Genomic DNA, 14,650 nt, shown 5'->3' with positions numbered 1-14,650 from the left:
TTGACAAGACAAATGCGTCTTAGCTAAAACTACATTCTTCCAAAGCACATCTGCAAGAACGGAACCTTTTTGGGATGAGCCAGATGCTTTGTGAAGATAAGCATGTTTTTACGAGGTGAAATAGAATGGAATGGTTTAATGTAGGTCGAATTGTCAATACGCACGGTATTCGTGGTGAGGTACGTGTATTATCGACAACAGACTTTGAAGAAGAGCGCTTTACAGTAGGAAATAAGCTTGCTGCCTTTAAAAAGGACGATAAGAAGCCAACCTGGGTAACGATTGAATCTGTGCGTCGTCATAAAAACTTTATTTTATTAACTTTTGAAGGCATGAACAATATCAACTTGGTTGAGCCATTTAAAGAAGGCATGTTGAAAGTGACAAAGGATCAAATGAGTGATGATCTTCTTGAAGAAAATGAGTTCTTTTTCCATGAAATAATAGGCTGCACAGTTATTTCTGAAGAGGGCGAAACAATCGGTGTTGTAGCAGATATCCTGCAAACAGGGGCAAACGATGTATGGGTAGTGAAAGGGACTAAGAAAGAACATTATATCCCTTATATAGAAGATATCGTGAAAGATATTGATGTTATAGACAAAAAAATAGTCATTCATGTTATGGAAGGCTTATTATGATGAATATTCATGTATTGAGCCTGTTCCCTGATATGTTTTCGGGCGTTTTTGGTGCATCTATTTTAAAGAAGGCACAAGAAAAGGGAGCTGTAAATTTAGAGGTAACGGATATTCGTACATTTTCAGGGAACAAGCATAATCAGGTTGACGACTATCCATATGGTGGAGGTGCAGGTATGGTATTAAAGCCTGAACCAATGTTTAGTGCAGTAGAGGCTATAACTGCAGGGAAACAGCCACGTATCATATTAATGTGTCCTCAGGGTGAACGATTTACCCAGAAAAAAGCAGAGGAGCTAGCGCAGGAGACCGAGTTAGTGTTCCTATGTGGTCATTATGAAGGTTATGATGAGCGTATACGGCAGCATCTCGTGACAGACGAGATTTCTATTGGCGATTTTGTCTTAACAGGTGGGGAACTAGGTGCTATGACTGTTATTGATAGCGTAGTGAGATTGTTACCTGGTGTCTTAGGGCAAGAGGATTCTCATATCCAGGATTCTTTTTCAACGGGTCTACTTGAGCATCCACATTATACACGTCCTGCGGAGTTCCGTGGCATGAAGGTACCTGATGTTTTATTATCGGGGAATCATGCTAAAATCGAGCAATGGCGAGAGGAACAGTCGCTGAAGAGAACTTTTGAGCGCCGTCCTGACTTACTGGAGCAATACCCATTAACAGACAAGCAAAAATTGTATCTAGAAAAACTAAAAAACAATCGTCTAGATGCTTGATTGCTGAATCTATTTATGATAACATCTAATCTGTACTTCTATGTAGAGTACTGAATTACGGTGTTCCGCTGTGGCATAGATTGCGTGCATGAGCATCTGTCTAAGGAGAGAAAACAATGTCAAACATTATTGCAGAAATTACAAAATCTCAGCTTCGCTCTGATCTACCAACTTTCCGTCCTGGTGATACTGTTAAGGTACACGTGAAAGTAGTAGAGGGTACTCGTGAACGTATCCAAATTTTCGAAGGTGTAGTAATTAAACGTCGTGGTGGCGGAATTAGCGAAACTTTCACAGTTCGTAAAATTTCTTATGGTGTAGGTGTTGAGCGTACATTCCCTGTACACACACCAAAAATCGCTAACTTAGAAGTTGTACGTCGTGGTAAAGTACGTCGTGCTAAACTTTACTACCTACGTAACCTACGTGGTAAAGCTGCTCGTATTAAAGAAATTCGATAATTATGACTTAAAAGTGAGGGGCTTGTGTTCAAGCCTCTTTTCTTTTTGCTTGTCATCTTTATTGACTATCATCTAAAATGGTGTTAGACAAGGGGGCAATTCTCAATGGAAAAACAAGTGAAAGAAAAAAATGAATTATGGGAATGGACAAAAGCACTATTAATTGCATTTGCGATTGCTGCAGTTATTCGATATTTTTTATTTACACCCATTGCAGTTGATGGAGAGTCCATGATGCCAACCCTTGAAGATGGCGACCGAATGATTGTGAATAAAATTGGTTATAAAATAGGTGAGCCTAAACGTTTTGATATCGTTGTATTTCATGCACCTGAACAAAAAAATTACATAAAGCGTGTAATTGGATTGCCAGGAGATACACTAGAGTATAAGGATGATCAATTGTATATAAATGGTGAACCAATTGAAGAACCCTATTTAGATGCCTATAAAGCGCAAATCACAGAGGGCACTTTAACAGAAGATTTCACCTTAAATGACATTGATGTTTCCTTGGATAGCAATACCATTCCTGAGGGGTATATCTTTGTTATGGGAGATAATCGTCGATATAGTAAAGACAGTCGACATATTGGCCTTGTTAACCAAAAAGAAATTATCGGTAATACCAGTCTGATTTTCTGGCCATTTAGTGATATAAAAATTGTAAAGTAATGTAAGAAAGGGAGAGCATAATCACTCCCTTTTTCTTTTAGTTTAGGAGGTATAGCTGTGACGATACAATGGTTTCCAGGGCATATGGCTAAAGCCCGACGTGAAGTAACTGAAAAATTAAAGCTTGTCGATATTATCTTTGAATTAATAGATGCACGTTTACCGCTATCCTCACGTAATCCGATGATTGACGAAGTCATTAACCAAAAACCTCGTCTTTTGATCTTAAATAAAGCGGATATGGCAGATGAACAAGAAACACGGAAATGGGTAGAGTATTTTGCAAAGCGTGGCCATAAAGCAGTAGCCATTAACTCACTTGAGGGCAAGGGCTTACAGCAAGTCACAAAAGCGGCACAAGATATTTTAAAAGAAAAATTTGATCGCATGAAAGCAAGAGGAATGAAGCCTAGAGCTATTCGTGCCATGATTGTGGGTATTCCAAACGTGGGAAAATCTACATTGATAAATCGATTAGCGAAAAAAAATATCGCTAAAACAGGCAATACACCAGGTGTGACAAAGGCACAGCAATGGATCAAAGTTGGTAAAGAGCTTGAACTATTGGATACACCAGGTATTTTATGGCCGAAGTTTGAGGATCAAGAAGTAGGCTTTAAATTAGCTTTAACTGGTGCTATTAAGGATACTATTACAAATATGGAAGACCTAGCTGTCTATGGGTTACGCTTCTTATCTAATCATTATCCAAAGCGTATGGAGGAGCGTTACGGTCTTGAGTTTATCCATGAGGAGTTAGTGGATACTTTTGACCATATTGGTAAGCTGCGTCGTGTATTTGGTCCTGGTGGAGAAATAGATTATGATCAAGTAGCTCAACTAATTGTTCGAGATATCCGTGGATTACAATTAGGTAAACTTACCTTTGATTTTGTGGATGAGCAGTTAGAAAAGGAAACTGAACAATTATAAGTATTTAAAACTGTCACGCGTTCTTTTGTGACAGTTTTTCTTTTAGGAATACATTTTTTAACCGATAATGACTATAGAGAGGAAAATAGTTTTCAAGTTAAAGAGACTACATAAGAACTGACCATGATATAGTTTGAATGAATAGAAGCAAGAAGGAGTACACAATGAAAACCATTAAGGAAATTACAACTGCATTGAAAGCTGCTGAGGAATGGCAAGATTGGATGAAAGAAGTTGCAGCCGATGAAAGAGCAGGTGTACAAAAGGCTTGGCTAACTTGGCAAAAGAGACAAGATAAAAAACATCAATTACTGCAAGAGCATCAAAAAAAAGTTACATTTGATTTAAGTTATGGGGGAACAGATACATTTATTGCGGGTGTAGATGAAGCAGGAAGAGGACCACTAGCAGGACCAGTCGTAACGGCAGCAGTAATTTTACCGACAAATTGTGAGGCACTTGTTGGTCTGAATGACTCGAAGCAATTATCGAAGGATAAACGAAACGGCTTTGCTACATTAATTAAAGAGCATGCCATAAGCTATTTTATTCATTTTCAATCTGCCCAACAAATTGATGAACTGAATATATATGAGGCAACAAAACAATCTATGAAGGTAAGTGTTGAATCATTGTCAACGAAGCCCGATGTTGTTTTAGTAGATGCAATGACTTTGCCTATTACAATTCCTCAAGATTCGATTATAAAAGGAGATGCTAAGAGCTTAGCGATAGCAGCCGCATCCATTTTAGCTAAAACGGCAAGGGATGAGTATATGGAGCAATTAGACGAGGAATTTCCAATGTATGGTTTTGGGCAACATGCAGGGTATGGGACTAAGCAACATTTAAAAGCGTTAGAAGAATTTGGACCAACTATTCACCATCGTAAATCATTTGAACCAATAAAATCTATGTTTTCATAAAGCTAAAAAACGGTAGACAATTACACGAAGGAGTAATTGATGAAAGGAGTATGTATATGACAGCCACATCATTTAATCCAATTCAATTGCAGCAAAATGCAATGACTTCGACAAATCAACCACTTGCTTTAAAACAAGGTCAAGTATTTCACGGAACAATTAAGCAATTATATCCAGATCAAATGGCAGAAATCCAAGTAGGTAATCAAAAATTTATAGCTAAACTCGAAGTGCCGTTAAAAGCTGGGGATGCCCACTTCTTTCAGGTAACAGGGACAAATCCACAAACGGAATTGAAAATAGTGACTGGACCGATGGCGCAGGCATCTACACCAAGTCAGCAAATTAATCAGTTGTTAGATTCCATGAATTTGCCTAAATCACCAGAGATGCAGCAATTATTAGGGCATTTTATGAAAGCGCAGCTACCCATTTCTAAAGAACAAATGCTGCAAGCAGAAATGTGGTTAAAGGCCTTGCCAGAGGGTATATCAAAAGTAGATGCTCTACAAACCATTCAAAAAATGATAGAGCTTAAAATGCCTATGATAAACGATGTGTTTCAAGCATTGATGAGTGGTCAAAAGACATCTGGGATGACCGCTATCATGGATAACTTTGCTCAGCTTTTAGCGAAGGATACAACCCTATCTGAGTCATTGAGGCAAAATTTAATGCAACAAGTACAAGCGATTGCCAAGCCCTTTGAAGTAGAAACAGGCAGTGCAGTGCTTGCAAGGCTTTTACAAAGTTTAACGAATAGTGCTGCGACAATGAATGAAAAAATGCAAGCTTTAACAATGCTAAAAGAGTCGGGAATTCTTCCCCAGCAGGCTACATTACAAAACTGGTCAAAGATGAATGAAGCAAAAGCCTTTCAGCCAATACAGCAAGCTGGTCAAGTTATTCAAACCATTCTTGCTACAAAGCCAGAAAATGCTAGTCAACTGGTGGCACAGCTTAAATCATGGACAGAAAGTCAAAATTTATTAACAAATGAGCAAAAACAGCAAATCAATCAGCTGGTGGAACGCTTTAATCAGTTACCAGTATCAAAACAAACGCTAGATGTTTTTGCTAAACAAATGCAGGATCAGCTATTAAAAGCATTTACTCAAAATACAGCTGATCGTTTGTTTACACAAGATGCCCACACACTTTCGATGAAGGATCATTTGTTATCCCTATTTAAACAAGAGGCCCATTCTCCTTCACAGACTGAGGCACTCATGCGCAATCTGGTGAAAAATAGTATTAATTCTTCGCAACCATTTATACAGCAAATTGTGACGCAAGCAGATGCACTAGTACAAAATTCGATGGATAGTAAAGCAATGGAACATGCACTTAAAACGGTGTTGAAAAATTTAGGCATTAGCTATGAGGCTACACTCGGAAACAAGTCGGCTGATTTACACATGATTGCGCATCAGCTAAAGCCACAACTCCATACATTATTGCAGGAAACTAATATACCACCTCAAATGAAGGAAGCGGCAGAGATGCTTATGACGCGTATGAATGGAATGCAGCTATCTTCAGGAGAAAATGGTCACCAACATCAGCTCATCATGCAAGTTCCACTTGAATTTTTTGGCAAGAAGATGGATGCAACCTTACAATGGAATGGTCGCATGAAAGATAATGGCAAAATTGATGCTAACTATGCACGCGTATTATTTTATTTACAAATGGCATCTATGCAAGAAACAGTGATTGATATGCAGGTTCAAAATAGAGTTGTCACAGTAACGGTCTTTAATGAAAATTCGGAAATTCAATCACTTGCTGAGCCGTTGAAGGCTGCTTTAAAAATTGGACTGGCTGAAAAAAATTATCAACTTTCAGGTGTGTTTATTAAACAATTTGATAAAGGGCAAACGGAAAAAGTAGGTCCTGTAGTAGAACAGCGAGAGGAGCAGAGTGGGGTGGATATCCGCGTATGAGCGAAGAAAAACTTACTCGAAAAGAGGCAATTGCGCTTACGTATAAGCTTGGTCAATTTGATAGTCCCACTGTTGTAGCAAAGGGAAAAGGGAAAATTGCCGAGAACATTTTGGCAAGAGCAAATGAGCATAATGTGCCGATTTATGAGGATCCTAACCTTGTGCAGTTACTTGGTCAATTAGATTTAAATGAGTCTATTCCTGAAGAATTATATCAGGCAGTAGCAGAAGTTTTCGCATTTATTTATCGTTTGGATCAGCAACATGCGCAAAAATATAGAAAAAATGAATTATTCTGATTATTTTTACAAGCTGTTTTAGTACACAAAATAGAAAAAAACGTCATAATAAGAGAGAAAATTCGAACTAAAGACAAAGTGTAGACTTTATCAGAATCTTTCGTTAGAATAGTCTATGTTAGTAAAACAATTCTATGCAAATGTTTGATGGGAGGATGTATTATGAATATCCATGAATATCAAGGGAAAGAGATTCTGAGAAAATATGGTGTAGCTGTACCAAACGGAAAAGTTGCTTTTTCCCCTGATGAAGCAGTAAAAGTAGCGAAGGAACTTGGCTCAAATGTAACAGTAGTCAAGGCGCAAATCCATGCAGGTGGACGCGGTAAAGCAGGCGGTGTCAAAATCGCTAAAAACCTTGACGAGGTGCGCACATACGCAAAAGAGTTATTAGGAAAAATTTTAGTGACTCATCAAACAGGTCCAGAAGGAAAAGAAGTAAAACGTTTGTATATTGAAGAGGGTTCTGATATCCAAAAAGAATACTATTTAAGTCTAGTATTAGACCGTGCCACATCTCGTGTAACAGTGATGGGATCTGAAGAAGGCGGTATGGATATTGAAGAAGTAGCAGAAACAAATCCAGAAAAAATCTTCAAAGAAGTTGTGGATCCTGTAGTTGGATTAACAAGCTTCCAAGCACGTCGTATGGCGTTTAATATGAATATTCCAGCAAACCTTGTAGGGAAAGCTGTTAAATTAATGTTAGGCTTATATCAAGCATTTATCGACAAAGATGCATCAATTGTAGAAATTAATCCACTTGTTGTAACTGGACAAGGCGAAGTAGTAGCATTAGATGCTAAATTCAATTTTGATGCCAATGCATTATATCGACATAAGGATATTGTCGAATTACGCGATTTTGACGAAGAAGATGCAAAAGAAATCGAAGCTTCAAAATATGACTTAAGCTATATTTCATTAGATGGAAATATTGGCTGTATGGTTAACGGTGCTGGTCTTGCAATGGCAACGATGGATACAATTAGTTATTATGGCGGAAGCCCTGCTAACTTCCTAGATGTAGGGGGCGGTGCAACAGCTGAAAAAGTAACAGAGGCTTTCAAAATTATCCTTTCTGATCCAAACGTAAAAGGCATTTTCGTAAACATCTTTGGTGGAATTATGAAGTGTAACATTATTGCTGAAGGTGTTGTAACGGCTGCTAAAGAGATTGGTTTAGCTGTGCCATTAGTTGTACGCTTAGAAGGTACAAATGTTGAGCTTGGAAAAGAAATTTTAAATGCATCTGGTTTAAACATCGTTGCAGCGGATTCAATGGCTGACGGTGCACAAAAAATTGTGGGACTAGTAGGCTAAGGAAGGCAGGGAGAACAATGGCTGTATTTATTAACAAAGATACGAAGGTAATTGTACAAGGGATTACGGGCGAAACAGCTCTTTTCCATACGAAGCAAATGCTTGAGTATGGTACTAAAATCGTAGCAGGTGTAACACCAGGTAAAGGTGGACTTGAAATCGAGGGAGTTCCTGTTTTCAATACAGTAGCAGAAGCTGTAGCTGCAACAGGTGCTACAACTTCAGTTATCTATGTACCTGCACCATTTGCGGCAGATGCAATTTTAGAAGCTGTTGATGCTGAATTAGAATTAACAATCTGTATCACAGAGCATATTCCTGTCCTTGATATGGTTAAGGTTAAACGTTATATGGAAGGCAAAAACACTCGACTAGTAGGTCCAAACTGTCCAGGTGTTATTACAGCTGATGAATGTAAAATTGGTATCATGCCTGGTTATATTCATACAAAAGGCCATGTAGGAGTTGTTTCTCGTTCTGGTACATTAACATATGAAGCAGTACACCAATTAACACAAGCTGGAATTGGTCAAACAACTGCAGTAGGTATTGGTGGAGACCCTGTCAACGGTACAAACTTCATTGATGTACTTGAAGCCTTTAATAATGATCCAGAAACATACGCAGTTGTTATGATTGGTGAAATCGGTGGTACAGCTGAGGAAGAAGCAGCGGCATGGATTAAGGCAAATATGACAAAACCTGTTGTAGGCTTTATTGGTGGACAAACTGCACCTCCTGGCAAACGTATGGGTCACGCTGGTGCTATCATTTCTGGTGGTAAAGGAACAGCAGCGGAGAAAATTAAAGCAATGAACGAAGCTGGTATTGAAGTTGCAGAAACACCTTCTGTAATTGGTGAAACATTGATTAAAGTAATTAAAGAAAAAGGGCTATACGAAAAGTGTAAAACCCATTAAAATGGAAGATGTAGCCATTACGGCTACATCTTTTTCATTATTTATACACTGTTTATCATACTTCATTCAACAATTACCTACTTACTGATGAAGAAATCAACAATTTTGTGGCAGATGTTATAAAAAATAATGCAATGTTGTGTTGAAAATTATCATGCGGTCATTTAATTTCTTCTATTATAAAAGGAGGTTTATTGAATGATTCTCGCAGTAGATACGCAGAGATTACTAGCCTTACATTATGTGTACCCATTACCACTACAGAAACTTCAGCAATTGTTGTCCCCTGTGAATATTTTAAGCTCTTTTGAAGACATTCATTATGACGACCTCGCAAAAGTTTTACAAATATCGGCACAAAAAGCACATCAACTTTCTCAGCGCTTTCGACAAATTATGACAACACCACTTGAAGAGGCCTATGCACGGGCTAATATATTCCCCATCCCGTTTTATCATCCTTATTTCCCGGCGCAATTATTTGAAATATCAAGTCCACCTACTGTATTGTATGTGAAAGGTCAATATTCCCTGTTAACAAACAAAAAACAGATAGCTATTATAGGCTCTAGGAAGGCGACAGCGTATTCAAAAAGAGCGATAGACTTAATTGTTCCGCCGCTTATTCAACGTGATTATACGGTTGTTAGTGGGCTTGCAAGAGGTGCAGATACAATGGCACATAGGGCGACTATCGATATGGGCGGTCATACAATAGCTGTGCTTGGACATGGTTTTAATTATCTCTATCCATCAGAAAACCGCATTCTCGCTACGCAAATGGCAGAGCAACAGTTATTAATGACAGAATATCCTCCCTATATGAAGCCTGAAAAATGGCATTTCCCAATGCGTAACCGAATCATTAGTGGTTTATCTCAAGCATTAGTTGTGACAGAAGCGGCATTAAAAAGTGGCACGCTTATTACAACAGAGCTTGCATTAGAGCAAGGAAAAGATGTGTTTGTGGTGCCAGGACCTATAGACGCAACGCAATCAAAAGGGACAAATCAATTGCTTTTTGAAGGAGCAATTCCCATAGTGAATGGTCATCAAATCATTGAAACATTAGACCTCTTTTCTAACAAAAATTGAAAAAAAGTTGCATTATCTTAAAATCTGTTATACATTTTGCAACAGGTAACTTAAAAAATTAGTAATAGACCTCGCTAAGGGGGAGACATAGATGGCGGATTATTTAGTGATTGTAGAATCACCAGCAAAAGCAAAAACAATTGAACGGTATTTAGGAAAGAAATATAAAGTGAAAGCGTCGGTTGGACACGTACGGGATCTTCCACGTAGTCAGATGGGCGTTAGCGCGGAAAATAATTTCGAGCCTAAATATATTACGATACGTGGTAAAGGACCTGTGTTACAGGAATTAAAGTCTGCAGCTAAAAAAGTAAAGAAAGTTTATCTAGCAGCCGATCCAGACCGCGAGGGAGAAGCAATTGCTTGGCACCTTGCGACTGCATTAAATATTGATATTCACTCAGATTGTCGTGTTGTATTTAATGAAATTACTAAAGATGCAATTATAGAGTCTTTTAAAAATCCACGTCCAATTAACATGGATTTAGTAGATGCGCAGCAAACAAGACGTATATTGGATCGACTTGTTGGTTATAACATTAGCCCGATTCTATGGAAAAAGGTGAAAAAAGGTTTATCGGCAGGTCGAGTACAATCTGTAGCACTACGCATGATCATTGATCGTGAAAATGAAATTAAAAACTTCCAACCTGAAGAATATTGGACAATTGAAGGAACGTTTGAAAAGGGAAAAAAATCATTTGATGCCCTTTACTATGGAAATGGTAAAGACAAAATAAAATTAACAAATGAAGCACAAGTCAAGGCAATCTTAAAAGATGTTAAAGGAACAAACTTTGATGTTGTCAATGTAACGAAAAAAGAACGTAAGCGTAATGCTGCACCAGCCTTTACAACATCATCTTTACAGCAAGAAGCAGCACGAAAATTAAATTTCCGTGCTAAGAAGACCATGATGCTAGCTCAGCAATTATACGAAGGTATAGATATTGGAAAAAAAGAGGGAACAGTCGGGTTAATTACTTATATGCGTACCGATTCCACACGTATTTCTGATACGGCAAAAGCAGAAGCAGTTACTTACATTGAGGGTAAATATGGAAAAGAATACATTGCAACAGATATAAAACAAACAAAGAAAGCTTCAAATGCACAGGATGCGCACGAAGCAATACGCCCAACAAGTACAATGCGCACACCAGATGAATTAAAGGCAGTACTTAGCCGTGATCAGCTACGCTTATATCGTTTAATTTGGGAGCGCTTTATTGCGAGTCAAATGGCACCAGCAGTACTTGATACTGTAGCTGTAGATCTTCAAAATGGTGATGTTTTATTCCGTGCAAACGGCTCACAAGTTAAATTCGCAGGCTTTATGAAACTATATATTGAAGGTACTGATGATCAAACTGAAGAGACGACAAAACTTTTACCTGAGATGGAAATTGGTGATCAAGTAAAATCGCTCGAAATTGAGCCTAAACAACATTTTACACAGCCACCACCACGTTATTCTGAGGCGCGACTTGTTAAAACAATGGAAGAACTAGGAATTGGGCGCCCGTCCACATATGCACCGACCCTCGATACAATTCAGCGCCGTGGCTATGTTGTATTAGATGCTAAACGCTTTATGCCAACAGAGCTAGGAGAGATCGTACACCAACTCGTACTAGAATTTTTCCCAGATATCATAAACATCGAATTCACAGCACAAATGGAACAAGATTTAGATGATATTGAAGAAGGCAATCGACAATGGAAAAAAGTCGTGGAGGAATTTTACAAAGACTTTGAAGTCCATGTAAAACATGCGGATGAAGCTATGGAAAAGGTTGTCATTAAAGATGAGCCTGCAGGGGAAGACTGTGAGCTTTGTGGATCTCCAATGGTCTATAAGCTTGGACGATATGGCAAATTTATGGCTTGTTCTAATTTCCCTGATTGTAGAAATACAAAAGCGATTATGAAGCCTATTGGTGTGAAATGCCCTTCCTGTGAAACGGGCGAGATAGTGGAGCGAAAAAGTAAAACAAAGCGTCTATTCTATGGTTGCAATCAGTATCCTGAATGTGAATTTGTCTCATGGGACAAGCCGATTAATAGACCATGTCCAAAATGTAGTGCATTATTAGTAGAGAAAAAGATAAAAAAAGGTGTGCAAATTCAATGTACGAAGTGTGACTATGAAGAAGCACCAACTCAATGATAGGAAGATGGTAAGAAACATGACTGAACAAGTAGTAAATGTAATTGGAGCAGGGCTGGCAGGTAGTGAGGCAGCTTGGCAAATTGCTAAGCGTGGTATAAAAGTTAAACTTTATGAAATGCGTCCAGTAAAGCAGACACCAGCGCACCATACAGATAAATTTGCAGAACTTGTTTGTTCTAACTCATTGCGAGCAAACGGGTTAACAAATGCTGTAGGCGTTATAAAAGAAGAAATGCGTATGTTAGATTCTGTTATCTTAAAGGCAGCAGACCAATGTTCAGTACCTGCTGGAGGTGCCTTAGCAGTAGATCGTCACGAATTTGCAGGGTATGTAACTGAAACTGTGAAAAACCATCCACTTGTGGAGGTTATTCATGAAGAAGTCACAGAAATTCCAGAAGGTATTACAGTTATTGCAACAGGACCATTAACTTCAAAAGCTTTAGCTGAAAAAATTCAAGGTTTAACGGGTTTAGATTATTTATACTTTTACGATGCAGCAGCTCCTATTATCGAAAAAGATAGTATTGATATGAATAAAGTTTATTTAAAATCTCGTTATGATAAAGGGGAAGCGGCTTATTTAAACTGTCCTATGACAAAGGAAGAATTCGATCGTTTCCGCCAAGCATTAATCGAAGCTGAAGTTGTACCATTGAAGGAATTTGAAAAAGAAATTTACTTTGAAGGTTGTATGCCAATTGAAGTCATGGCAGCTCGTGGAGAGAAAACTATGTTATTTGGTCCGATGAAGCCAGTAGGTCTTGAGGATCCAAAAACAGGAAAACGTCCATATGCAGTTGTTCAACTTCGTCAAGACGATGCAGCAGGCACGCTTTACAACATTGTAGGCTTCCAAACGCATTTAAAATGGGGGCCACAAAAGGAAGTGCTACAGCTCATTCCTGGGTTAGAGAATGTAGAAATTGTTCGCTATGGCGTCATGCACAGAAACACCTTCATTAATTCACCGAAAGTTTTAGAAAAAACATATCAACTTCGTGAGCAAAAGAATATTTTCTTTGCAGGTCAGATGACTGGTGTAGAAGGCTATGTTGAATCAGCAGGTAGTGGATTAATTGCAGGAATAAATGCAGCTCGTTTAGCCTTAGGACAAGAGCCGATTATTTTCCCATTCGAAACGGCATTAGGAAGCATGGCGCGTTATATAACAGAAGCACAGTCGAAAAACTTCCAGCCTATGAATGTAAACTTCGGCATCTTCCCTGACTTACCACCTGGTCGTCGTTCGAAGCCAGAGCGTGCGGAAATGCATGCAACACGCGCAATAAGCACAATTCGAAATTTTGTGAATTCACAAACAATTTAATTGCCAAAAGCCTCTAAAAGTTGTTATACTCTTAGAGGCTTTTTCTTTTTGTAGACAAAATGCTTAATTAGACGTATTTTATTATTTTGTATGAAGTTTTTCTCAAAATATAACTATTTACACTTGCTATATTATGAAGATAGGTTTAGTGTCAATATGTATGTTTATTAATGATCAGGAAAACGATACAAACTTGTAAGAGATGACAAAGGATTGTATATCCGTTATATTACAAGTGTCAGTCATTTAAGAAAATTATTAATAAATTATTGGTGGTGAATCTTTCTGTGTTAGTTTCGTCCCAAGATGCACTCGAACAGTTCATGCTTTACATCCAAGTTGAAAAGAACTTCTCTGTTCATACAGTGCGAGAATATGAATCAGACCTGCTAGATTTTTTAACCTTTTTACAAACGGAGGGAATCGATGATTTAGCAAGTGTTGAATATATACATGCACGTCTTTATGTAACAAAGTTGTACGATGAGAAAAGGGCAAGGGCTTCTATTTCAAGGAAAATTTCCTCAATACGCTCCTTTTTTCGCTTTCTAAATAGACAGTACGGATTAGATGACGGAGCCTTTCGTTCGCTTTATCATCCGAAAAAAGAATCACGTTTACCTAATTTTTTCTACGAAGAGGAATTGAAACAGTTATTTGATGCGAATACTGGTGATGATTTGAAATCATTAAGAAATATAGCTATATTAGAGCTGTTATATGCAACAGGTATTCGTGTGAGTGAACTGACTTCAATTCAAGTAGAGGATGTAGATTTTCATTATTCGATTATACGAGTAATGGGCAAAGGTCGAAAAGAACGAATCATTCCATTTGGTCAATTTGCGAGTTTAGCAATGCAGGACTACATAGAGCAAGCTCGTCCACGATTGATGAAAAAAACGAATCATCTGCAGTTGTTTGTCAATATGCGTGGTGGGGAACTTACTCCTAGAGGGGTACGTCATATTTTAAACGAAATGATTGACAAGGCCTCACTCCATACAAAAATTTACCCACACATGCTTCGCCATACTTTTGCTACTCATTTATTGAATAATGGCGCAGATTTACGGACGGTGCAGGAGTTATTAGGTCACTCACATTTATCTTCTACACAAGTTTACACACATGTAACAAAAGAGCATCTTCGTCAAACATATATGAATGCTCATCCAAGGGCATAATAGA

14 protein-coding genes are annotated in these 14,650 nt (G+C 38.2%); all 14 read left to right on the top strand.

Annotated features, from left to right (window positions below; translation table 11 throughout):
- Positions 1-125: 125 nt before the first annotated feature.
- The 14 genes from rimM (at position 126) to xerC (ending at position 14,646) form a co-directional block, all read left to right on the top strand.
- Positions 126-641 (top strand): ribosome maturation factor RimM, encoded by a 516-nt coding sequence (gene rimM, locus EW028_RS18750; protein ID WP_131521909.1) that lies wholly within the window; start codon positions 126-128, stop codon positions 639-641.
- A complete protein-coding gene (gene trmD / locus EW028_RS18745) occupies positions 641-1,378 on the top strand; it encodes a tRNA (guanosine(37)-N1)-methyltransferase TrmD (protein ID WP_066037837.1) in 738 nt (245 codons plus the stop codon). Before rimM ends, trmD begins: the two co-directional genes overlap by 1 nt.
- Before the next feature lie 116 nt (positions 1,379-1,494).
- A complete protein-coding gene (gene rplS / locus EW028_RS18740) occupies positions 1,495-1,839 on the top strand; it encodes a 50S ribosomal protein L19 (RefSeq protein WP_004269407.1) in 345 nt (114 codons plus the stop codon).
- Between the two features lie 105 nt (positions 1,840-1,944).
- Positions 1,945-2,514, top strand: a complete 570-nt coding sequence (gene lepB / locus EW028_RS18735; protein WP_048391637.1) for a signal peptidase I — start codon at positions 1,945-1,947, stop codon at positions 2,512-2,514.
- 57 nt (positions 2,515-2,571) lie between these two features.
- Complete coding sequence (gene ylqF / locus EW028_RS18730) at positions 2,572-3,447, top strand: ribosome biogenesis GTPase YlqF (protein ID WP_048391635.1); 876 nt, start codon at positions 2,572-2,574, stop codon at positions 3,445-3,447.
- 164 nt (positions 3,448-3,611) lie between these two features.
- The gene (locus EW028_RS18725) at positions 3,612-4,373 is read left to right on the top strand and encodes a ribonuclease HII (RefSeq protein WP_131521908.1); all 762 of its coding nucleotides are present in this window, start codon (positions 3,612-3,614) and stop codon (positions 4,371-4,373) included.
- 56 nt (positions 4,374-4,429) lie between these two features.
- The gene (locus EW028_RS18720) at positions 4,430-6,319 is read left to right on the top strand and encodes a hypothetical protein (RefSeq protein ID WP_131521907.1); all 1,890 of its coding nucleotides are present in this window, start codon (positions 4,430-4,432) and stop codon (positions 6,317-6,319) included.
- Complete coding sequence (locus EW028_RS18715) at positions 6,316-6,618, top strand: EscU/YscU/HrcU family type III secretion system export apparatus switch protein (protein WP_048391628.1); 303 nt, start codon at positions 6,316-6,318, stop codon at positions 6,616-6,618. The genes EW028_RS18720 and EW028_RS18715 overlap by 4 nt, the downstream gene beginning before the upstream one ends.
- Before the next feature lie 162 nt (positions 6,619-6,780).
- Entirely contained in the window at positions 6,781-7,941 is a 1,161-nt protein-coding gene (sucC, locus tag EW028_RS18710) for an ADP-forming succinate--CoA ligase subunit beta (protein WP_036080495.1), read from the top strand.
- 17 nt (positions 7,942-7,958) lie between these two features.
- A complete protein-coding gene (sucD, locus tag EW028_RS18705; RefSeq protein WP_004229280.1) occupies positions 7,959-8,861 on the top strand; it encodes a succinate--CoA ligase subunit alpha in 903 nt (300 codons plus the stop codon).
- A 198-nt stretch (positions 8,862-9,059) separates the two neighbouring features.
- Positions 9,060-9,956, top strand: coding sequence for a DNA-processing protein DprA (gene dprA, locus EW028_RS18700; protein ID WP_131521906.1), 897 nt, complete (start codon positions 9,060-9,062; stop codon positions 9,954-9,956).
- 91 nt (positions 9,957-10,047) lie between these two features.
- Complete coding sequence (topA, locus tag EW028_RS18695) at positions 10,048-12,126, top strand: type I DNA topoisomerase (RefSeq protein WP_131521905.1); 2,079 nt, start codon at positions 10,048-10,050, stop codon at positions 12,124-12,126.
- A 19-nt stretch (positions 12,127-12,145) separates the two neighbouring features.
- A complete protein-coding gene (gene trmFO / locus EW028_RS18690) occupies positions 12,146-13,459 on the top strand; it encodes an FADH(2)-oxidizing methylenetetrahydrofolate--tRNA-(uracil(54)-C(5))-methyltransferase TrmFO (protein ID WP_016994086.1) in 1,314 nt (437 codons plus the stop codon).
- A 287-nt stretch (positions 13,460-13,746) separates the two neighbouring features.
- Positions 13,747-14,646, top strand: a complete 900-nt coding sequence (xerC, locus tag EW028_RS18685; protein ID WP_004229272.1) for a tyrosine recombinase XerC — start codon at positions 13,747-13,749, stop codon at positions 14,644-14,646.
- Positions 14,647-14,650: the final 4 nt, after the last annotated feature.

The sequence above is a fragment of the Lysinibacillus sp. OL1 genome, from assembly GCF_004332175.1.
Lineage (GTDB): Bacteria > Bacillota > Bacilli > Bacillales_A > Planococcaceae > Lysinibacillus > Lysinibacillus capsici.
Note: the sequence above shows the minus strand (reverse complement) of the source record. Positions and strands in the feature narration are given on the sequence as shown.